This window comes from Pseudomonas kielensis, assembly GCF_014236655.1.
Taxonomy (GTDB): domain Bacteria; phylum Pseudomonadota; class Gammaproteobacteria; order Pseudomonadales; family Pseudomonadaceae; genus Aquipseudomonas; species Aquipseudomonas kielensis.
Genome location: NZ_JACMYG010000024.1, coordinates 15,488 through 35,945 on the forward strand (window position 1 = coordinate 15,488; position 20,458 = coordinate 35,945).

At 62.4% G+C, this 20,458-nt stretch carries 17 protein-coding genes; 14 read left to right on the forward strand and 3 right to left on the reverse strand.

All coding sequences use genetic code 11. The features are described 5' to 3' along the window. Positions 1-27: 27 nt before the first annotated feature. The gene (locus H7995_RS20125; RefSeq protein WP_166592422.1) at positions 28-915 is read right to left on the reverse strand and encodes a heme/hemin ABC transporter substrate-binding protein; all 888 of its coding nucleotides are present in this window, start codon (positions 913-915) and stop codon (positions 28-30) included. Between the two features lie 184 nt (positions 916-1,099). Between H7995_RS20125 and H7995_RS20130 the strand changes: the two genes are divergently transcribed. Then, positions 1,100-1,417, forward strand: a complete 318-nt coding sequence (locus tag H7995_RS20130; RefSeq protein WP_166592421.1) for a Rieske (2Fe-2S) protein — start codon at positions 1,100-1,102, stop codon at positions 1,415-1,417. Here H7995_RS20130 and sfsA read toward each other — a convergent pair. Further along, positions 1,414-2,127: a DNA/RNA nuclease SfsA gene (gene sfsA / locus H7995_RS20135; protein WP_166592420.1), complete on the reverse strand. Its 714-nt coding sequence runs from the start codon at positions 2,125-2,127 to the stop codon at positions 1,414-1,416. The genes H7995_RS20130 and sfsA overlap by 4 nt on opposite strands. Further along, positions 2,127-3,299 (reverse strand): pyridoxal phosphate-dependent aminotransferase, encoded by a 1,173-nt coding sequence (locus H7995_RS20140; RefSeq protein WP_166592419.1) that lies wholly within the window; start codon positions 3,297-3,299, stop codon positions 2,127-2,129. The genes sfsA and H7995_RS20140 overlap by 1 nt, the downstream gene beginning before the upstream one ends. 334 nt (positions 3,300-3,633) lie before the next feature. Here H7995_RS20140 and dksA point away from each other — a divergent pair, with 334 nt between their 5' ends. The 13 genes from dksA to H7995_RS20205 all read left to right on the forward strand — a co-directional run bounded on the left by dksA (position 3,634) and on the right by H7995_RS20205 (position 20,433). Next, entirely contained in the window at positions 3,634-4,077 is a 444-nt protein-coding gene (gene dksA, locus H7995_RS20145) for an RNA polymerase-binding protein DksA (RefSeq protein WP_095166579.1), read from the forward strand. A 198-nt stretch (positions 4,078-4,275) separates the two neighbouring features. Continuing rightward, positions 4,276-5,172, forward strand: a complete 897-nt coding sequence (gluQRS, locus tag H7995_RS20150) for a tRNA glutamyl-Q(34) synthetase GluQRS (protein WP_166592418.1) — start codon at positions 4,276-4,278, stop codon at positions 5,170-5,172. A 77-nt stretch (positions 5,173-5,249) separates the two neighbouring features. Then, positions 5,250-5,426, forward strand: a complete 177-nt coding sequence (locus tag H7995_RS20155; RefSeq protein ID WP_003176118.1) for a hypothetical protein — start codon at positions 5,250-5,252, stop codon at positions 5,424-5,426. Next, the gene (locus H7995_RS20160) at positions 5,410-8,364 is read left to right on the forward strand and encodes a sensor histidine kinase (protein ID WP_166592417.1); all 2,955 of its coding nucleotides are present in this window, start codon (positions 5,410-5,412) and stop codon (positions 8,362-8,364) included. Before H7995_RS20155 ends, H7995_RS20160 begins: the two co-directional genes overlap by 17 nt. 22 nt (positions 8,365-8,386) lie before the next feature. Further along, positions 8,387-9,823 carry a sigma-54-dependent transcriptional regulator gene (locus tag H7995_RS20165; protein ID WP_182342353.1) on the forward strand — a complete coding sequence of 479 codons (1,437 nt, stop codon included), beginning with the start codon at positions 8,387-8,389 and terminating at the stop codon, positions 9,821-9,823. Between the two features lie 765 nt (positions 9,824-10,588). Next, positions 10,589-11,992: a polynucleotide adenylyltransferase PcnB gene (locus H7995_RS20170; protein WP_166592415.1), complete on the forward strand. Its 1,404-nt coding sequence runs from the start codon at positions 10,589-10,591 to the stop codon at positions 11,990-11,992. A gap of 4 nt (positions 11,993-11,996) precedes the next feature. Further along, complete coding sequence (folK, locus tag H7995_RS20175; RefSeq protein ID WP_166592414.1) at positions 11,997-12,485, forward strand: 2-amino-4-hydroxy-6-hydroxymethyldihydropteridine diphosphokinase; 489 nt, start codon at positions 11,997-11,999, stop codon at positions 12,483-12,485. 245 nt (positions 12,486-12,730) lie between these two features. Beyond that, positions 12,731-13,531 carry a 3-methyl-2-oxobutanoate hydroxymethyltransferase gene (panB, locus tag H7995_RS20180; protein WP_166592413.1) on the forward strand — a complete coding sequence of 267 codons (801 nt, stop codon included), beginning with the start codon at positions 12,731-12,733 and terminating at the stop codon, positions 13,529-13,531. Further along, entirely contained in the window at positions 13,528-14,388 is an 861-nt protein-coding gene (gene panC, locus H7995_RS20185) for a pantoate--beta-alanine ligase (protein WP_166592412.1), read from the forward strand. The genes panB and panC overlap by 4 nt, the downstream gene beginning before the upstream one ends. 267 nt (positions 14,389-14,655) lie before the next feature. After that, positions 14,656-16,320 carry a glucose-6-phosphate isomerase gene (pgi, locus tag H7995_RS20190; RefSeq protein WP_166592411.1) on the forward strand — a complete coding sequence of 555 codons (1,665 nt, stop codon included), beginning with the start codon at positions 14,656-14,658 and terminating at the stop codon, positions 16,318-16,320. Between the two features lie 148 nt (positions 16,321-16,468). Beyond that, complete coding sequence (gene acs, locus H7995_RS20195; protein WP_166592410.1) at positions 16,469-18,406, forward strand: acetate--CoA ligase; 1,938 nt, start codon at positions 16,469-16,471, stop codon at positions 18,404-18,406. 54 nt (positions 18,407-18,460) lie between these two features. Continuing rightward, positions 18,461-19,330: an oxygenase MpaB family protein gene (locus H7995_RS20200; protein ID WP_166592409.1), complete on the forward strand. Its 870-nt coding sequence runs from the start codon at positions 18,461-18,463 to the stop codon at positions 19,328-19,330. 86 nt (positions 19,331-19,416) lie between these two features. Beyond that, complete coding sequence (locus H7995_RS20205) at positions 19,417-20,433, forward strand: class I SAM-dependent rRNA methyltransferase (RefSeq protein ID WP_185818768.1); 1,017 nt, start codon at positions 19,417-19,419, stop codon at positions 20,431-20,433. The last annotated feature ends 25 nt before the right edge of the window (positions 20,434-20,458 follow it).

The following is a 20,458-nucleotide window of genomic DNA, read 5'->3' on the forward strand; positions in this document are numbered from 1 at the left end:
ACAACGAGCGCGGTTTTACCAGAGTGCTCATTGGGCGGCGGTGGCCTTGGCGGATTCAGCGGGATAGAAACCGGCAGACAGTTTGACCAGGCTTTGCGGCAAGCGCGGGCCCAGGCCGCCGACCAGCAGCGTCGGGTCCAGTTCCAGTACGCGGCCGGTCTTGGCCGCTGGCGTCGAGGTGAGGATCGGGTTCTGCTTGAACAACGCTTCGCGTGCGGCATCGCCGGTCAACGCCCGGTCCGAAAACACCAGGACATCCGGCGTCAGCCCCGCCAGGGACTCCACCGAAAACGGCTTGTAGCCACTGTGGGTCGCCAGGTTACGCCCGCCGGCCTGTTGCAGCAGCCAATCGGCGGCGGTGTCTTTACCCGCGATCAACGGCTTGCCCCCGGCGTGGCCGAGCAACAGCAGCACACCCGGCGCCTTGGCCGTGGTCTGGGCCTGGCTGACCCAGGCCTGCTGCTGCACAAGTTGCTGTTGATAACCGTCGAACAGTGCAGTGGCCTGCGCCTCGCTGCCCAGCAAACGCCCCAGGCGCTGCAAGGTGTTCTGCAGGGTGGGCAAGTCCGGCTGGGCCGAGAACAGTTCAACCTGGACCCCGGCACTGCGAATCTGCGACAACACCGGCGGCGGGCCCATTTCTTCGGTACCGATCAGAATCTGCGGACTCAGGCTCAGAATGCCTTCGGCCGACAGTTGGCGTTGATAACCGATACTCGGCAAGGCCTTGAGTGACTCCGGGTGTTGGCTGGTGGTGTCCACGCCCACCAGCCTGGCTTGCGCGCCCAGGGCACTGACCCACTCCGACAGCGCGCCCCCGGCACTGACCCAGCGTTGCGGCAATTCGACCGCGGCGGCGCCACGGGCAACCAGTAGTCCGACACAGAGCGCGATAGCGCTGGTACTCAGGCGCATAACAGGGTTTCCTTTCAGGCGTTTTCCCGCACAATCCCAGGCGCTTTGGCTTATGCACCTTCGCGGACGAAGCCGGCATTTGATAATTGTTAGCATTTGCACGTCAAGCACAGACACATTTGCTAACCAGCGCACGCAGCCCATAACCGCCGCAGGTCAGCGCCTTCGGCACCTGAGGATAGTCATGAAGTTTCTTTGTACCAGCGCCGAACTGGTCGATGCCAGCAGCCGTGGCTTCGACATCGCCGGACAAAAGGTCTTTGCCGTGCGCCGCGAAGGCCGGGTCTACGCCTACCAGAACCGTTGCCCGCACCGTGGCGTCGGCCTGGAATGGCAGCCGGACCAGTTCCTCGACCCCAGCGCCAGCCTGATCCAGTGCGCCACCCATGGTGCACTGTTCCTGATCGAGAGCGGTGAATGCGTGGCCGGTCCCTGCGCCGGCCAATCCCTCACGGCCCTGAAGTGCCGCGAAGACGCCCAAGGCATCTGGGTCCAAGGCTAAACGCCGAGCAGCACCTCAAGACGCCGCTCGACCCTGACCTCCTCGGCGGTCAGGGTCACGCCATAGGCCAACACTTCGACCCCGGACGCTTTGGCTTCCGCCAGGGCGGCGGCGTAGCCCGGATCGATCTCCACCGCCGGGCGCACTGCTTCGATGCCGGTCAGGTTCACGCAGTACAACTGCACGGCGCGAACCCCATCCCGGGCCAGGCACGCCAGCTCGCGCAAGTGTTTGGCCCCGCGCTGAGTCACCGCATCGGGAAAAGCCGCGACAGCCGAACCGTCGAACCCCAGGGTGACACTTTTGACTTCGACGAAAGCCGGTCCGTGGGGGTAATCCAGACGGAAATCGATCCGGCTGTTTTCCTGCCCGTACGGCACTTCCCGCTTGAGCCCGGTAAAGCCGGCCAGCTCGCTGATCAACCCGGCGCGCAGCGCTTCCTCGATCAACGGGTTGGCCCGCGCCGTGTTGACGCACGCCAGGCGCCCTTGCGGGGTTTCGCTGATTTCCCAGGTACCGGGCAATTTGCGCTTGGGGTCGTTGGAGCGGCTGAACCACACCTGCCCGCCTTCGACCATGCAATTGAACATCGAGCCGGTGTTAGGGCAGTGAATGGTGAGCATCTCGCCGGTAACGGTTTCGATATCGGCAAGAAAACGCTTGTATCGTCGGATCAACCGACCTTCTTCCAAAGGGGGATCGAAGCGCATCAGCCTTGCCAGCTCCGCAAGCCACGGGCAATCCGCTCCACCGCTTCCTGCAACCGCGGCAGGCTCTGGGTGTAGGCAAACCGCACGTGATGCCCGGCCTGGTGCCGACCGAAGTCCAGCCCCGGGGTAAAGGCGATGTGTTCGGTTTCCAGGAAATGCCGGCAGAACGCAAAGGCATCGCCGCCAAAGGCGCTGATGTCCGCATACAGATAGAACGCGCCCTCCGGCTCTACCGCGATGCCGAAGCCCAGCTCACGCAATGCCGGCAGGAGGAAATCGCGGCGCCGGCCGAATTCGGCGCGGCGCTCTTCCAGAATGCTCAAGGTTGCCGGTTCGAAACAGGCCAACGCCGCGTATTGGGCCATGCTCGGTGCGCTGATATACAGGTTCTGGGCGAGCTTCTCCAATTCACTGACCGCCCCTTGCGGCGCTACCAGCCAGCCCAGGCGCCAGCCGGTCATGCCGAAATATTTAGAAAAACTATTCAGGACAAAGGCACTGTCATCCACTTCCAGCACGCTGGCGGCATCGGTGCCGTAGGTCAGGCCGTGGTAGATCTCGTCCACCACCAGATGACCGTTGCGCCCCTTGATCGCCGTCGACAGGCCCGCCAGTTCGTCGCGGGTCAGAATGGTCCCGGTGGGGTTGGCCGGGGATGCCACCAGTGCGCCGACGCTGTCCTGGTCCCAATAACGCTGCACCAGGTCCGGGGTCAGTTGATAACGCACCTCCGGCCCGACCGGCACCAATTGCGCCGCACCCTCCACCAATCGCAGGAAGTGGCGGTTGCACGGGTAGCCGGGGTCGGCCAGCAACCAGTGCTTGCCTGGGTCCACCAGCAAGGCACTGGCCAGCAACAGCGCGCCCGACCCGCCCGGGGTGATCAGGATGCGCTGCGGATCGATGTTCAAGCCGTAGCGTTGCTCGTAGAAGCCGCTGATGGCCTCACGCAGCTCAGGTATGCCGCGCGCCGCGGTGTAACGGGTTTTACCCGCCGTCAGCGCCGCCTGGCCAGCCTGGATGATCGGTTCGGCAGTGGTGAAGTCCGGTTCGCCGATTTCCAGGTGGATGACGTCGTGCCCGGCGGCTTGCAGCTCGTTGGCGCGCGCCAGCAGGGCCATGACGTGGAAAGGTTCGATAGCGCGGCTGCGCGCACTGTAGGACTGAGCCATTAGCCTTCCTTCAACGGGGTAAAAAAGAAACGATTCTACCCAAGGCCAGGAACGAGCGAGAAGCTAATGCGGTCACAAGACCAAGGTTCATGTGTCATAGAGCCATACGCGAGGCGCAGGATTGACTAAAATCAATATTTGATCAGGTCTCCAGAGCCGCCAGACCAGGCTTTGCAACCCTTTGCAAGCCTTCCGGGCCGCAGCCTCGACATGAGGGAGTAGCGCGGCCTGATTTGATCTGGTAAGTTCGCCCGCTTGCAGCCGCAGGGCCGGCAGGTGTCGGTGATGGAGCAATCCTGCGCAATGGATTACAAGAGTAGAGGCGGTCCATTTCATGCCCACCCAAGCAAAGCAACAGGCAAATCAGTCGATCAGCGGCTTCGAACCCTACGTTGAGTCCAAGGGCGAGGAGTACATGGGCAAGCCCATGCGCGCTCACTTCACCAAGATCCTGAACAAGTGGAAACAGGACTTGATGCAGGAAGTCGACCGTACGGTTGACCACATGAAAGACGAAGCGGCCAACTTCCCTGACCCGGCCGACCGTGCCAGCCAGGAAGAAGAATTCAGCCTCGAACTGCGCGCCCGCGACCGCGAGCGCAAGCTGATCAAGAAAATCGACAAGACCCTGCAACTGATCGAAGACGAAGAATACGGTTGGTGCGAGTCGTGCGGCGTCGAAATCGGCATTCGCCGTCTCGAAGCACGTCCTACCGCCGACATGTGCGTCGACTGCAAGACCCTTGCGGAAATCAAGGAAAAGCAAGTCGGCAAATAAGCCTCGACTTGAACCAGGAACGGAGCGTGCGAACGCTCCGTTTTTGTTTCTGATTTCCGTGCAGGCGCGAGCTTGCTCGCGAAGAACGACAACGATAACGCGCACTGGTTGAAGGCACGCGGTGTTCAGGAGTTTTTCGCAAGCGAGCCCGCTCCTACAATGTGATTGTCGCCAGCCCCACCAAGTAACAATGCCCTCATGACCAGCCTCACCTCCCCCGACTATATCGGGCGCTTCGCCCCGACCCCCAGTGGCCACCTGCACTTCGGTTCGCTGGTCGCCGCCCTGGCCTCCTACCTCGACGCCCGTTCGGTCGGTGGGCGCTGGCTGCTGCGCATGGAAGACCTTGACCCGCCCCGGGAAGAACCCGGTGCCCAGGCGGCGATTCTCAAGGCCCTGGAAAGCTACGGCTTTGAATGGGACGGCACGATGATTCGCCAGAGCGAACGGCACGCTGCCTACGCCCAGGTTCTCGACCAACTGTTCAACCACGGCCTGGCCTACGCCTGCACCTGCTCGCGCAAACAGCTGGAGCCCTATCACGGCATCTACCCGGGCCTGTGCCGCAACGCCGGCCACCCGGGCGAAGACGCGGCGATCCGCCTGCGGGTACCCGAGCTGGAATACCATTTCAATGACCGCGTGCAAGGCCAGTACCGCCAGCACCTGGGCCGTGAGGTCGGCGATTTTGTGATTCGTCGCCGCGACGGGCTCTACGCCTATCAATTGGCGGTGGTGCTCGACGATGCCTGGCAAGGCATCACCGACATCGTGCGCGGTGCCGACCTGCTCGACTCCACCCCGCGCCAGCTGTACCTGCAGGAACTGCTCGGCTTGCGCCAACCGCGTTACCTGCACCTGCCCCTGATCACCCAGCCCGATGGCAACAAGCTCGGCAAATCCTACCGCTCGCCACCGCTGCGCGCAGACCAGGCCACGCCCTTGCTGCTGCGCGCATTGCGGGCCCTGGGGCAAACGCCGCCTGCCGACCTGGACGATGCGACACCCGCCGAAGTGCTCAAATGGGGCAGCGCCCACTGGGACGCAACGCTGATCCCACGCACGCTGACACTGCCCGAAGCGTTATTACGCTGACTAAGCTTGCAGGTTGGCGCCCATCCGTTACCATCGCCGCACGTTTTCGGGCACGCACACAATAAAGAGAGGCCGGGATGTACATCTATCGCTTGGTCCTGCTGTTGGTAGTGGGGATCTATCTGTTCTCCCCCGCCATCATGGACTGGTGGATCGACGCCACTGGCGCCTGGTATCGCCCGTATCTGCTGTGGCTGATCCTGATCGTCGTGACCTTCATCCTGCAGAGCCAAAAAGATGCCGATGAGCTTTAGCCTGACCCAGATGATCCTGATCAGCGCCGCCTACCTGGCGGTGCTGTTCGGCGTTGCCTGGATCAGCGAACGTGGAATGATCCCACGGGCGATCATTCGCCACCCGCTGACCTACACCCTGTCGCTTGGGGTCTACGCCAGTGCCTGGGCGTTCTACGGCACGGTCGGCCTGGCCTATCAGTACGGCTATGGATTCCTGTCCAGTTACCTTGGGGTCTCCGGGGCCTTTTTGCTGGCACCGGTGCTGCTGTACCCGATCCTGAAGATCACCCGCACCTATCAATTGTCGTCCCTGGCCGACCTGTTTGCCTTTCGCTTTCGCAGTACCTGGGCCGGCGCGCTGACCACCATTTTCATGCTGATCGGCGTGCTGCCGTTGTTGGCCCTGCAGATCCAGGCCGTGGCCGACTCCATTGGCATCCTCACCCGCGAGCCGGTGCAGCATCGCGTGGCGCTGAGCTTCTGCGCGCTGATCACCCTGTTCACGATTTTCTTCGGCTCACGGCACATCGCCACCCGCGAGAAACACGAGGGCCTGGTGTTCGCCATTGCCTTTGAGTCGGTGATCAAACTGATCGCCATTGGTGGTGTTGGCCTGTACGCGCTGTACGGTGTGTTCGACGGCCCGCAACAGCTTGAATTGTGGCTGCTGCAGAACCAGACCGCCCTCGCCGCCCTGCACACACCGCTGCAGGAAGGTCCATGGCGCACGCTGTTGCTGGTGTTCTTCGCCTCGGCGATCGTGATGCCGCACATGTACCACATGACTTTCACCGAAAACCTCAACCCGCGCTCGCTGGTCAGTGCCAGCTGGGGTTTGCCGCTGTTCCTGCTGCTGATGAGCCTGGCCGTGCCACTGATTCTCTGGGCCGGGCTGAAACTGGGCGCCACCACCAACCCGGAATACTTCACCCTCGGGATCGGCATCGCCGCCAACAGCAAGGCCCTGGCCCTCCTGGCCTATGTCGGCGGGCTGTCCGCCGCCAGCGGCCTGATCATCGTCACCACCCTGGCGCTGTCCGGGATGGCCCTGAATCACCTGGTGCTGCCGCTGTACCAGCCGCCCGCCGAAGGCAACATCTACCGCTGGCTGAAATGGACCCGCCGTGCGCTGATCGTCGCGATCATCATGGCCGGTTATGGCTTCTACCTGCTGCTGGGCGCCGAACAGGACCTGGCCAACCTGGGCATTGTGGCCTTTGTCGCCACCTTGCAGTTCCTGCCGGGCGTGTTGTCGGTGCTGTACTGGCCGACCGCCAACCGACGCGGCTTCATCGCCGGATTACTGGCGGGCATCCTGGTCTGGCTGGTGACCATGCTGCTGCCGCTGGTGGGCAATCTGCAGGGGTTCTATATCCCGCTGCTGAACATGATCTACGTGCTCGACGACACCAGTTGGCACATGGCAGCCATCGCCTCGCTGGCGGCCAACGTGCTGATGTTCACCCTGATCTCGCTGTTCACCAATGCCAGCACCGAGGAAGCCAGCGCCGCCGAAGCCTGTGCCGTGGACAACGTGCGGCGTCCGCAACGACGCGAACTGCATGCCGCCTCCCCCCAGGAGTTCGCCACCCAACTGGCCAAGCCTCTGGGTGCCAAGGCCGCGCAAAAGGAAGTCGAGCAAGCGCTGCGCGACCTCTACCTGCCGTTCGATGAACGTCGGCCCTATGCCTTGCGCCGTCTGCGCGACCGCATCGAAGCCAACCTCTCCGGCCTGATGGGCCCCAGCGTGGCACAAGACATGGTCGAGACCTTCCTGCCTTACAAGGCCGGCGGCGAAAACTATGTCACCGAAGACATTCACTTCATCGAAAGCCGGCTCGAGGACTACCACTCGCGCCTCACCGGCCTTGCCGCCGAACTCGACGCCCTGCGCCGCTATCACCGCCAGACCCTGCAAGAATTGCCGATGGGCGTCTGCTCGCTGGCCAAGGACCAGGAAATCCTCATGTGGAACAAAGCCATGGAAGAGCTGACCGGCATCGCCGCGCAGCGCGTGGTGGGTTCACGCCTGAGTACCCTGGGTGAGCCGTGGAAGGAACTGCTGCAAGGTTTCATCAACCTGCCCGACGAACACTTGCACAAACAGCACCTGGCCCTCGATGGCCAGACCCGCTGGTTGAACCTGCACAAGGCGGCCATCGACGAACCGCTGGCGCCGGGCAACAGTGGCCTGGTGTTGCTGGTCGAGGACCTGACCGAAACCCAGATGCTCGAAGACAAGCTGGTGCACTCCGAACGCCTGGCGAGCATCGGTCGCCTGGCGGCCGGCGTGGCCCATGAAATTGGCAACCCGATCACCGGCATCGCCTGCCTGGCGCAGAACCTGCGCGAAGAGCGGGAAGAGGATGGCGAGCTGACAGAAATCAGCGGGCAGATTCTCGAGCAGACCAAACGGGTGTCACGCATCGTACAGTCGCTGATGAGCTTCGCCCACGCCGGCAGCCACCAGCACAACGACGAACCGGTGTGCCTGGCCGAGGTGGCGCAGGACGCCATTGGCCTGCTGGCACTGAACCGACGCAACTTCGAAGTGCAGTTCTTCAACCTGTGCGATCCCGACCACTGGGTCGTGGGTGACCCGCAGCGGCTCGCCCAGGTCCTGATCAACCTGCTATCCAACGCCCGCGATGCAACACCGGCCGGCAGTGCGGTGCGGGTAAAAAGCGAAGCCAGCGAACACACGGTCGATCTGATCGTGGAAGACGAAGGCAGTGGCATCCCCGCGAACATCAAGGACCGCTTGTTCGAACCTTTCTTTACCACCAAGGATCCTGGCGAAGGCACCGGTCTGGGCCTTGCACTGGTCTATTCCATCGTTGAAGAGCATTATGGACAAATCACCATCGACAGCCCGGCTGACATCCAAAGCCAGCGCGGCACCCGTATTCGGGTGACCTTACCGCGTCATGTCGAAGCGACGTCCGCTGTGAACTGAGACCGTCGAGAGAATCGAATCAATGCCGCACATTTTGATCGTCGAAGACGAAACCATTATCCGCTCCGCCTTGCGCCGCCTGCTGGAACGCAACCAGTACCAGGTCAGCGAAGCCGGTTCCGTGCAGGAAGCACAAGAACGCTTCAGCATCCCCACGTTCGACCTGATTGTCAGCGACCTGCGCCTGCCCGGCGCTCCGGGGACTGAACTGATCAAGCTCGGCCAAGGCACGCCGGTGCTGATCATGACCAGCTACGCCAGCCTGCGCTCGGCAGTGGACTCGATGAAGATGGGCGCGGTGGACTACATCGCCAAGCCTTTCGATCACGACGAAATGCTCCAGGCCGTCGCACGGATCCTGCGCGACCGACAGACGGCACAGAGCAACCCCAGTGAGCGACCGGCCGGCAAGGTCGCCAATGGCAGTGACAAGCCAGGGGTGGACAACAGCAACGGCGAGATCGGCATCATCGGCTCCTGCCCACCGATGCAGGACCTCTACGGCAAGATCCGTAAAGTGGCGCCAACCGATTCCAATGTGCTGATCCAGGGTGAGTCCGGGACCGGCAAGGAGTTGGTGGCCCGCGCCCTGCACAACCTGTCCAAGCGCGCCAAGGCGCCGATGATCTCGGTGAACTGCGCGGCCATTCCGGAAAGCCTGATCGAGTCCGAATTGTTCGGCCACGAGAAAGGCGCCTTTACCGGCGCCAGCGCCGGGCGTGCCGGCCTGGTGGAAGCGGCGGACGGCGGGACCCTGTTCCTCGACGAGATCGGCGAGCTGCCACTCGAGGCCCAGGCACGCTTGCTGCGCGTGCTGCAGGAAGGCGAGATCCGCCGTGTTGGCTCGGTGCAATCGCAAAAAGTCGACGTGCGCCTGATCGCGGCCACTCACCGCGACCTCAAGAGCCTGGCGAAAATCGGCCAGTTCCGTGAAGACCTGTTTTACCGCCTGCACGTGATCGCCCTGAAACTACCGGCGTTGCGCGAACGCGGTGCCGACGTCAACGAAATCGCCAATGCCTTCCTTGCCAGGCAGAGTGCGCGGGTCAACCGTACCGACCTGAAGTTCGCCCCTGACGCCGAGCAGGCGATTCGTCATTACAGCTGGCCAGGCAACGTGCGCGAACTGGAAAACGCCGTCGAGCGTGCGGTGATCCTGTGCGAGAGCCCGGAAATCTCTGCCGAGTTGCTGGGCATCGACATCGAGCTCAGTGACCTGGAAGAGGACGAATTCATTGGCCTGGCACCGCATCAGGGCAGCACCAGCAATGCCAGCCACGAACCGACCGAAGACCTGTCCCTGGAAGATTACTTCCAGCACTTCGTCCTCGAACACCAGGACCACATGACGGAAACCGAACTGGCCCGCAAACTCGGGGTCAGCCGCAAATGCCTGTGGGAACGCCGCCAGCGCCTGGGCATCCCGCGGCGCAAGACCGGGGTCACCAGCGAGGGCTGAACGTTACCTGTCGACTGTGCAGGTAACAGCTGAAAATGTGAAAAAACTGTTACCGCAGCTTTTTTCGTAACAAAAGCCGGGGCTTAAGGTAACGAAGCCCCGGCTTTTTTTCGCCTCGAAGAAAGCCCTCTACCGGGCTAACCCCTTGTTTTACTGGGGATCGCAAAAGTTGGCACGGCTTCTGCTATATGTTTGGTACAAGAACAATAACAAGCAATGCACAAGACAATAAAAATAAGACGAATCGACTCACGCACAATAAAAACAAGACGGCGAGAGGCGTAGCTAACTGATTCTTTTGGAGAGGCGTTGTATTTGGGGCTTGCCCCACAACCAGGCCGAGAACAACAAAAACTGCCCTAAGGCAGAGCCTGAACTGGTTGGATCGATAGATCATTGCAGCACAGCGATCAAAGCAATCCGTTTGCTCTTGGCTCCCGATTGGGAGGGTCATGCAGGGAAAACCTCATGACGTGGGCGCGACACAAAAACAAGAAGCCCGAAATCCATAATAAAAATAGAGCATGCAACTACTTCTTGGGGAGCTTCGGCTCCCCTTGTAGTTTCTGGCGTTTAGCCGCCTGAGACTGCGCAGTTCCCGCCTTCACGACGGCTTCGCCGGCGAACGCTGCTTCCCACGGCTCGACAGCTGCCACAGAGAACCGCGCAGCTTCCTACACCATCCCTCGACTAAATGCTAGAATCCCGGCCCATCATGCGGTCATTCTTGGTTATGGCCGAACATTCCTTCAAACAGTGCATCCCATGCTGAAGAAGCTGTTCCAGTCATTCCGTTCTCCCAAGCGTCATACGCAACACATTCGCAGCACGCCTGAAGTGCTCAACAGCGGCCAACATTCGCTGCAAAAGGGCCAATTCAGCCGTTACGCAGTGAATATCGTCGAGCGCCTGCAGAACGCCGGTTACCAGGCTTACCTGGTCGGTGGCTGTGTGCGTGACATGTTGCTCGGCATCACCCCCAAGGATTTCGACGTCGCCACCAGCGCCACGCCGGAACAGGTTCGCGCCGAGTTTCGTAACGCGCGCATCATTGGCCGTCGCTTCAAGTTGGTGCACATCCACTTTGGCCGTGAAATCATTGAAGTGGCGACCTTCCGCGCCAATCACCCGCAAAACGACGAAGAGGAAGACAGCAACCAGTCCTCGCGCAACGAAAGCGGGCGCATTCTGCGCGACAACGTCTACGGCACCCTGGAAGAAGACGCGCAACGCCGCGACTTCACCATCAACGCCCTGTACTACGATCCGGTCAGTGAACGCATCCTCGACTACGCCAACGGCGTACACGACATTCGCAACCACCTGATCCGCCTGATCGGCGACCCGACCCAGCGCTACCAGGAAGACCCGGTACGCATGCTGCGTGCGGTGCGGTTTGCCGCCAAGCTGAACTTCGGTATCGAGAAGCACACGGCTGCGCCGATCCGCGACCTGGCCCCCATGCTGCGGGAAATCCCGTCGGCACGCCTGTTCGAAGAAGTGTTGAAGCTATTCCTCTCGGGGCACGCGGCTGACACCTTTGAAATGCTGGTCGACCTGCAATTGTTCGATCCATTGTTCCCGGCCAGCGCCGATGCACTGGAGCACAACCCGACCTACACCCACACCCTGATCAGTGAAGCGCTGATCAACACCGACCTGCGGATCAAGCAGAACAAGCCGGTGACCCCGGCCTTCCTGTTCGCCGCCCTGCTGTGGCCCGCGCTGCCCGCCCGGGTCCTGCGCTTGCAAGACCGTGGCATGCCGCCGATCCCGGCCATGCAGGAAGCCGCGCACGAACTGATCGCCGAGCAGTGCCAGCGGATTGCCATTCCTAAACGGTTCACCATGCCGATCCGCGAGATCTGGGACATGCAGGAACGCCTGCCCCGTCGCAGTGGCAAACGCGCCGACCTGCTGCTGGACAACCCGCGCTTCCGTGCCGGCTACGACTTCCTGCTGCTGCGCGAAAGCGCTGGCGAACAGACCAACGGCCTGGGCGAGTGGTGGACGGACTATCAGGACGCCAACGACAGCGAACGCCGTGACATGATCCGTGACCTCAGCGGCAAGGATGAAGGGACCGGCGCCGCCCCACGCAAACGTCGCCGTACCGGTGGCGCCAAGCGCAAACGTTCCGCGGACAGCACGAGCGCCTCAGGCGAGTAAGTCGATGGAACGTATCTACATCGGCATGGGCAGCAACCTCGCGGCCCCACAAGAGCAACTGCGCAACGCTGTACAGGCGTTGACGCAGTTACCCAAGACCCAGCTGACTGGCGTCTCGGCCTTCTATCAAAGCGACTCCCTGCTGCCGGGCCAGCCCCGCTACACCAACGCCGTGGCGGCGCTGGAGAGTGCCCTCACGCCTCTGGAGCTGCTCGATGCGCTGCAAGCCATCGAAAACCAGCAGGGCCGCGAACGCCTTGAGCGCTGGGGCCCGCGTACCCTCGACCTGGACATCCTGCTGTTCGGTGACCGCCTCATTGACGAGCCTCGCCTCAAAGTCCCCCACTACCAGATGCAGGAACGGGCCTTTGTGCTCTACCCCCTGGCCGAACTGGCGCCCGCCCAGTTGGAACTGGCGGACGGCCGGCGCTTGAGCGACCTGCTGGCGGCTTGCCCATTTGTCGGCCTGGATCGCCTGGCCACTGGCGATTAATCCTACAGAGAACTCCGCTCTCTGCTGAATCGCATCAGTAACGCCGGTAACACCCAGGCGGTAACACATCCAATTGACTTCCCGAGTTCTCATCACGACTATAGGCGTCCCGCTGCCGCCAACCCGGCACCAAGGGCGCAATCCAGGCTTTTCAAGCACGACAAAAGACCGTGCGCCTGAGTCCATGAAGAATCACGCGCGTTACTCGCAGTAGTTTCCCAAGCGCCTGAACGAGGATCCTTTTCATGCCAGCTATTACTCTCACCACCCTGCAGTCCCTCAAGCAGAAAGGTGAAAAAATCACCATGCTGACCTGCTACGACGCCACGTTTGCCCACGCCTGCAATGAGGCCGGTGTAGAAGTGTTACTGGTGGGCGACTCCCTTGGCATGGTGTTGCAAGGCCATGACAGCACCCTGCCCGTCACGACGGCCGAGATGGCGTACCACGTGGCCTGCGTCAAGCGCGGCAACACCGATGCGCTGATCCTCGCCGACCTGCCGTTCATGGCCAACGCCACGATCGAGCAAACCATGATCAACAGCGCCCAGCTGATGCAGGCCGGCGCACACATGGTCAAGGTCGAAGGTGCACTGTGGCTGGCCGATTCGATTCGCTTGCTGGCCGAGCGTGGGGTTCCGGTGTGCGCGCACATGGGACTGACTCCACAGGCGGTGAACATCCTGGGCGGCTATAAGGTCCAGGGTCGCAACGAGAACCAGGCGCGGCAGATGCGTGCCGACGCCATTGCCCTGGAACAGGCCGGTGCCTCGATGCTGTTGCTCGAATGTGTGCCGAGCGAACTGGCCCTGGAAATCTCCCAGGCGGTGAAGATCCCGGTAATCGGTATCGGTGCCGGCAGCGGAACCGACGGCCAGGTGCTGGTCCTGCATGACATGCTCGGCCTGTCGCTCACCGGCCGTGCGCCCAAGTTCGTGAAGAACTTCATGGCCGGCCAGGAGAGCATCCACGCAGCCCTCAGCGCTTACGTCACGCAAGTCAAAGCCGTGACCTTCCCGGGCGCTGAACACGGATTTTCTGCATGAACACCGTCAAGACCGTACGTGAACTGCGGGCCGCGGTTGCCCGCGCGCGCAGCGAAGGCAAGCGCATCGGCTTCGTCCCGACCATGGGCAACCTGCACAGCGGCCACATGGCCCTGATCACCAAGGCCGCCCAGCGGGTGGATTTCGTGGTCGCGAGTATTTTCGTCAACCCGTTGCAGTTCGGCGCGGGCGAAGACCTGGACAAGTACCCGCGGACCCTGGCCGCCGATCAGGAGCAACTGCTGCAAGCCGGTTGCCACCTGCTGTTCGCGCCGACCGTCGAGCAAATGTACCCCGACGGCATGGCCAGTCAGACCCGCGTCAGTGTCCCGAACCTGGCAGAAGGCTTGTGCGGCGCCAGCCGTCCCGGGCATTTCGACGGCGTGGCGACGGTGGTCAGCAAGCTGTTCAACATGGTCCAGCCGGACCTCGCCGTGTTCGGCCAGAAAGACTTCCAGCAACTGGCGGTGATCCGCGCGCTGGTGCACGACCTGAACATGCCGATCCAGATCATTGGCGAGCCCACCGTTCGCGCCGCCGATGGCCTGGCCCTGTCGTCGCGCAATGGCTTCCTCGATGAGCAACAACGGGCCGTGGCCCCCGTGGTGTATCGCACCCTGAAGAACATTGCCGATGCCATCGTGCAGGGGCGACGCGATTACCCGGCGTTGCTGCAGGCACAGATCCAGCAGCTCGAAGCGGCTGGCTTGCGTCCTGACTACCTGGAGATTCGCCACGCGCAGAGCCTGCGCCCGGCGACCCCCGAAGATCGCGACCTGGTGATCCTGGTGGCAGCCTTCCTCGGCACCACCCGCCTGATCGACAACCTGCACCTGAACCTCGATACACCCGCCTGAACCCCGCACGCCCCCCCCTGCAGGAGCGAGCTTGCTCGCGATGACGGCATGTCAGTCAATGAGCTGTAGAATCTGACGGCCTCATCGCGAGCAAGCTCGCGCCCACCACAAAGCCAAGACAGATGCCCCCCTCAAGGTTTACTGTTATCGGCCTGCGTTTTTTAATCGTGTCTTCGTCGTATTACCGGATAATATCTGCCGCCCGGCAGGATGTTCCGGGCTTTTCAGTGTCCTAAAGGCAGTTCAAGTAAAAGGAAACCCGCAGCGATGGCGTACTACCGCAACCCTCAAGACGTTACCGCTCTGCCAGCCTGGCAGGCGCTGAATGATCACCGCCAAGCCATGCAGGATTTCAGCATGCGTGAAGCGTTCAATGCCGACCCGCAGCGTTTCACCCAGTTCACCCTGAGCAGCTGTGGGCTGTTCCTCGACTATTCGAAAAACCTGATCAACGAGCAAACCCGCAACCTGCTGGTGGACCTGGCGAACGAAGCCGGCCTGCAGGACGCCATCAAGGCCTTGTTCAGCGGCGAAATCGTCAACGCCTCCGAAGGCCGTCCGGCGCTGCACACCGCCCTGCGCCGTCCGGTGGGCGACAAGCTGTCGGTCAACGGCGTCAACGTGATGCCGGAAGTGCACAAGGTACTGAACCAGATCACCGACATGGTCGGGCGTATCCATGACGGCCTGTGGCGCGGCTACACCGAAAAACCGATCACCGACGTGGTGAACATCGGTATCGGCGGCTCGTTCCTCGGCCCGGAGCTGGTCTCCGAGGCCCTGCTGTCCTACGCACAGAAAGGCGTACGCTGCCACTACCTGGCGAACATCGACGGCAGTGAGTTCCACGAGTTGGCCCTGAAGCTGCGCGCCGAAACCACGCTGTTCATCGTTTCGTCGAAATCCTTCAACACCCTGGAAACCCTGAAAAACGCCCAGGCCGCTCGCGCCTGGTATCTGGCCCAGGGTGGCTCGGAAGCCGAGCTGTATCGCCACTTCATCGCGGTCTCGAGCAACAACGCCGCCGCCGTGGCTTTCGGTATTCGCGAAGAAAACATTTTCCCGATGTGGGACTGGGTTGGCGGTCGTTATTCGCTGTGGTCGGCCATCGGCCTGCCGATTGCCCTGGCGATCGGCATGTCCAACTTCAAGGAACTGCTGTCCGGTGCCTACACCATGGACCAGCACTTCCAGAGCGCGCCGTTCGAGCAGAACATGCCGGTGCTCCTGGCCCTGCTGGGCGTGTGGTACGGCAACTTCTGGGGCGCACAGAGCCACGCGATCCTGCCGTACGACCACTACCTGCGCAACATCACCAAGCACCTGCAACAACTGGACATGGAATCCAACGGCAAGAGCGTGCGCCAGGACGGCACGCCCGTGTCCACCGATACCGGCCCGGTGATCTGGGGCGGCGTGGGGTGCAACGGACAGCACGCCTACCACCAGTTGCTGCACCAGGGCACCCAATTGATCCCGGCCGACTTCATTGTGCCGATCGTCAGCTTCAACCCGGTAGCGGATCACCATCAGTGGCTGTACGCCAACTGCCTGTCGCAAAGCCAGGCGCTGATGCTGGGCAAGACCCTGGCCGAAGCGCAAGCCGAGCTGCGTGACAAGGGCATGAGCGAAGAGCAGATCGAGAAACTCGCACCGCACAAGGTGATCCCGGGCAACCGTCCGAGCAACACCCTGGTGGTCGAGCGCATCAGCCCACGGCGCCTCGGCGCACTGGTAGCGATGTACGAGCACAAGGTCTTCGTGCAGAGCGTGATCTGGGGCATCAACGCATTCGACCAATGGGGCGTGGAGCTGGGCAAGGAACTGGGCAAAGGCGTCTACAACCGTCTGGTGGGCAGCGAAGAAGCCCCTGCCGACGATGCCTCGACCCAGGGCTTGATCAACTACTTCCGCGGGCGTCACCGCGGTTGATCTGAAGCCACACGGCTAACCCTGTGGGAGCGAGTCGGGCGGTCCTCCGTCTGTTCGCTCCCACAGTCGTTTTAGCCCATGACTTGAACCCACTGATCACTCGGCGCATCTTTATCTCTTGTGGCCAAGACAAGAATAAGGAACCGTCATGTTCGATATCAGCACGTTCCCCAAAGCCGATGCCGTCCGCCGGGCTGGGCAATTGAGTCAGGACGACTATCAACGCCTGTATCGCCAGTCCATCGATCATCCCGATACCTTCTGGGCCGAACAGGCCAGGCAGTTTCTCGACTGGTCCCACCCCTGGCAGAGCGTCCAGCACTCGGACATCAAGACTGGCCAGGCCCAATGGTTCGCCGGCGGCCAGCTCAACGTCAGCTACAACTGCATCGACCGTCACCTGGCCACACGCAGTCAACAGACCGCGATCATCTGGGAAGGCGACAACCCCGCCGACTCGCAACAGATTACCTATCAGCAACTGCATCAGCACGTCTGCCGCCTGGCCAACGTACTGAAAAGCCGTGGCGTGAAAAAAGGCGACCGGGTGTGCATCTACATGCCGATGATCCCTGAAGCCGCCTATGCGATGCTCGCCTGTTCGCGCATCGGTGCCGTACATTCGGTGGTATTCGGCGGTTTTTCCCCGGACTCGCTGCGCGACCGCATCCTCGATGCCGACTGCCGCACGGTGATCACCGCCAACGAAGGCGTGCGCGGCGGCAAAAACGTGCCACTCAAACACAACGTCGACCAGGCCCTGCTCAGTTGCCCGGCGGTCAGTACGGTGATCGTGGTCCAACGCACCCAGGGCCAGGTCAATTGGCACGAGGGCCGCGACCTCTGGTATCACCAGGCCGTCGGCGGTGCCAGCGAGCAGTGCGCGCCCCAGCCGATGGACGCCGAGGACCCACTGTTCATCCTCTACACCTCTGGCAGCACCGGCAAACCCAAGGGCGTGCTGCACACCACCGGTGGTTATCTGCTGCAAGCGGCGATGACCTTCAAGTACGTGCTCGACTACCGCGACGGCGAAGTGTTCTGGTGCACCGCCGACGTCGGCTGGGTCACCGGCCACAGCTACATCGTCTATGGCCCGCTGGCCAACGGCGCCACCACCCTGATCTTCGAAGGCGTGCCCAACTACCCCAACAGCTCGCGCTTCTGGCACGTCATCGACAAGCACCAGGTCAATATCTTCTACACCGCCCCTACCGCATTGCGGGCCCTGATGCGTGAAGGCGCCGGTCCCTTGCAGGACAGCTCGCGCAGCAGCCTGCGCCTGCTGGGCAGCGTCGGCGAGCCGATCAACCCGGAAGCCTGGGAATGGTATTTCAATGCAGTCGGCGAACAACGCTGCCCAATCGTCGACACCTGGTGGCAGACCGAAACCGGCGGCATCATGCTCAGCCCCCTGGTCAGCGCACAACGGATCAAGCCGGGCTGCGCCACACAACCGATGTTCGGCGTACAGCCGGTGCTGCTCGATGAGCAAGGCCAGGAAATCACCGGCCCCGGCAGTGGCGTGCTGGCGCTCAAATCCAGCTGGCCGGCACAGATCCGCAGCGTCTACGGCGACCCGCAGCGAATGGTCGATACCTACTTCAAGCCCTACCCCGGCTACTACTTCACCGGTGACGGCGCCCGGCGCGACGAAGACGGCGACTACTGGATCACCGGGCGCATCGACGACGTGATCAACGTTTCCGGGCACCGCATCGGCACCGCCGAAGTCGAAAGCGCCCTGGTGCTGCACGACAGCATCGCCGAGGCGGCGGTGGTCGGTTACCCCCACGACGTCAAAGGCCAGGGCATCTACGCCTTCGTCACCCCGATGAACGGCATCGAACCCGACGCGGCCCTGAAACAACAATTGCTGGCCCATGTCAGCAAGGAGATCGGCAGCTTCGCCAAGCCGGACCTGATCCAGTGGGCGCCGGCCTTGCCGAAAACCCGCTCAGGCAAGATCATGCGCCGCATCTTGCGCAAGATCGCCTGCAATGAGCTCGACAGCCTCGGTGACACCTCGACCCTGGCTGACCCGAGTGTGGTCGCGGGGCTGATCGACAAGCGCCTGAACCAATGAATCCGCTGCGGCCTGTGGGCCGCAGCCTTTTTCTGCTGTCGCCAACGAGTTGTCATGGAATTCATTCGTACCCGCATTGAAACCCAGATCATGAGCCTGAGCGGACTGTCCCTGGGCAAGCTCGACCTGGAGAACCCCAAGGGCGATCCCGGCCTGTTCGGCCCCGACTCGGTGAGCTGGCAGGTCCACGGTGACTTCAGCAGCATGCTCATCGGCGGCATCAGTGCCTTGATGCTGCAGGCCTTGCACCCGCTGGCGCTGGCCGGCGTCTGGGACCATTCGAACTTTCGCCAGGACATGCTCGGGCGCCTGCGTCGCACCGGGCAGTTCATCTCCGGCACCACCTTCGGCTCACGGCAGGACGCCGAATGGCTGATCGAAAAAGTGCGCACCATCCACCTGCAAGTGGTCGGCACCGCCCCCGATGGCCGCGCCTACGCCGCCAGCGACCCGGACCTGCTGACCTGGGTGCACGTGGCCGAAGTCAGCAACTTCCTCGCCGCTCACCTGCGCTACCGCAATCCGCACCTTTCAGGCGCCGACCAGGACCGTTATTACGCCGAGATCGCGCTGATCGCCGAACGCTTGGGCGCCCGTGAGGTGCCGCGCTCGCGCCAGCAAGTCGCCGATTACCTGGAACGGATCCGTCCACAACTGCTGTGCGACGAACGCAGTCGGGAAGTGTTGCGCCTGCTGTTGAACGCGCCCGCCCCCAGTCGTCTCGCCAAACCCTTTGGCGGGCTGATGATGCAGGCCGGGATCGACCTGTTGCCGGACTGGGCCAGCGCCATGCTCGACGTCAGCCAGAGCCCGCTGCAACGGCAACTGATCCGCGCCAGCATCAACCGCAGTGCGCCGATGCTGCGCTGGGCGGTGCGTAATGGCTCGGTGCAGCGCGCCAAGCGACGTATGGGGCTGTTGTAGGTCCGGGCGCAAACGTGCTCACCCCTCCAGAGAAGCCCCATAGCTGTTAAACTCTCGCGCCCAATTCCCCCTGCAAGGCGCTACGCATGTCTTCCTTGAATCAGGCGCTGCGCGCCGCCCTCGATCATCGCCAAGACTTGCTCGCCGAGCTCCACCAGCAAGGCACCGACTGCTATCGCCTGTTCCATGGCAGCCAGGAAGGTGCCGGTGGCCTGACCGTCGACCGTTACGGCCCGCAGTTGCTGGTGCAGAGTTTTCACCAGGCGCTGGAGCGCGACGCCCTGCTGGCGTTGCACGCCACGGTCAATCAACAGCTGGGCCTCGACACCCTGCTGGTCTACAACGACCGCTCCCGGGGCAATTCGCGCATCGACCGTGAAGACACCGTGTACCGCGCCGACGAGGCCGCGCTGGCAGACATGGTCGGCCACGAGTGGGGCCTGAACTACCGTGTGCGCGGGCGCCACGCCGGGCAGGACCCGCTGCTGTTTCTCGACCTGCGCAATGCCCGTGGCTGGGTCAAGCAACATAGCCAGGGCAAGAGTGTGCTGAACCTGTTCGCCTACACCTGTGGAGTCGGCCTGAGTGCCGCCGCCGGTGGCGCGCGCGAAGTGTGCAACCTGGATTTCGCCGAGGGCAACCTGGCGGTCGGCCGGGAGAACGGTCAGCTCAACCCACAGTTGCCGGGCATGCAGTTCGTCCAGTCCGATTACTTCCCGGCGATCCGTCAATTGGCCGGCCTGCCAATCAGCCAGCGCCGTGGACAAAAGCTGCCCAGCTACCCGCGCCTGGAACAACGCCAATACGACCTGGTACTGCTCGACCCACCGGCCTGGGCGAAAAGCGCGTTCGGCACCGTAGACCTGCTACGCGACTACCAGAGCCTGCTGAAACCGGCGCTGCTCAGCACCGCGGACAATGGCGTACTGATCTGCTGCAACAACCTGGCGAAAGTCAGCATGGACGACTGGCGTGAGCAGGTGCTGCGGTGCGCGGAAAAAGCCGGGCGCCCGGTGCGCGAATGCACGGTGCTGCCGCCGGCCGCCGATTTCCCCTCGATGGATCAGCAACCACCGCTCAAAACCCTGATTCTGCAGCTCTGAGTCGCGGCGCCGGAATCTGAATAAT

Coding starts and splice junctions, on each gene's coding strand:
- H7995_RS20160 (WP_166592417.1), top strand. CDS start 5,410: ATGCCGATGAGCTTTAGCCTGACCCAGATGATCCTGATCAGCGCCGCC.
- panC (WP_166592412.1), top strand. CDS start 13,528: ATGAACACCGTCAAGACCGTACGTGAACTGCGGGCCGCGGTTGCCCGC.
- sfsA (WP_166592420.1), bottom strand. CDS start 2,127: ATGCGCTTCGATCCCCCTTTGGAAGAAGGTCGGTTGATCCGACGATAC.
- dksA (WP_095166579.1), top strand. CDS start 3,634: ATGCCCACCCAAGCAAAGCAACAGGCAAATCAGTCGATCAGCGGCTTC.
- H7995_RS20155 (WP_003176118.1), top strand. CDS start 5,250: ATGTACATCTATCGCTTGGTCCTGCTGTTGGTAGTGGGGATCTATCTG.
- H7995_RS20140 (WP_166592419.1), bottom strand. CDS start 3,299: ATGGCTCAGTCCTACAGTGCGCGCAGCCGCGCTATCGAACCTTTCCAC.
- gluQRS (WP_166592418.1), top strand. CDS start 4,276: ATGACCAGCCTCACCTCCCCCGACTATATCGGGCGCTTCGCCCCGACC.
- H7995_RS20205 (WP_185818768.1), top strand. CDS start 19,417: ATGTCTTCCTTGAATCAGGCGCTGCGCGCCGCCCTCGATCATCGCCAA.
- H7995_RS20130 (WP_166592421.1), top strand. CDS start 1,100: ATGAAGTTTCTTTGTACCAGCGCCGAACTGGTCGATGCCAGCAGCCGT.
- H7995_RS20200 (WP_166592409.1), top strand. CDS start 18,461: ATGGAATTCATTCGTACCCGCATTGAAACCCAGATCATGAGCCTGAGC.
- H7995_RS20125 (WP_166592422.1), bottom strand. CDS start 915: ATGCGCCTGAGTACCAGCGCTATCGCGCTCTGTGTCGGACTACTGGTT.
- H7995_RS20170 (WP_166592415.1), top strand. CDS start 10,589: ATGCTGAAGAAGCTGTTCCAGTCATTCCGTTCTCCCAAGCGTCATACG.
- panB (WP_166592413.1), top strand. CDS start 12,731: ATGCCAGCTATTACTCTCACCACCCTGCAGTCCCTCAAGCAGAAAGGT.
- acs (WP_166592410.1), top strand. CDS start 16,469: ATGTTCGATATCAGCACGTTCCCCAAAGCCGATGCCGTCCGCCGGGCT.
- pgi (WP_166592411.1), top strand. CDS start 14,656: ATGGCGTACTACCGCAACCCTCAAGACGTTACCGCTCTGCCAGCCTGG.
- H7995_RS20165 (WP_182342353.1), top strand. CDS start 8,387: ATGCCGCACATTTTGATCGTCGAAGACGAAACCATTATCCGCTCCGCC.
- folK (WP_166592414.1), top strand. CDS start 11,997: ATGGAACGTATCTACATCGGCATGGGCAGCAACCTCGCGGCCCCACAA.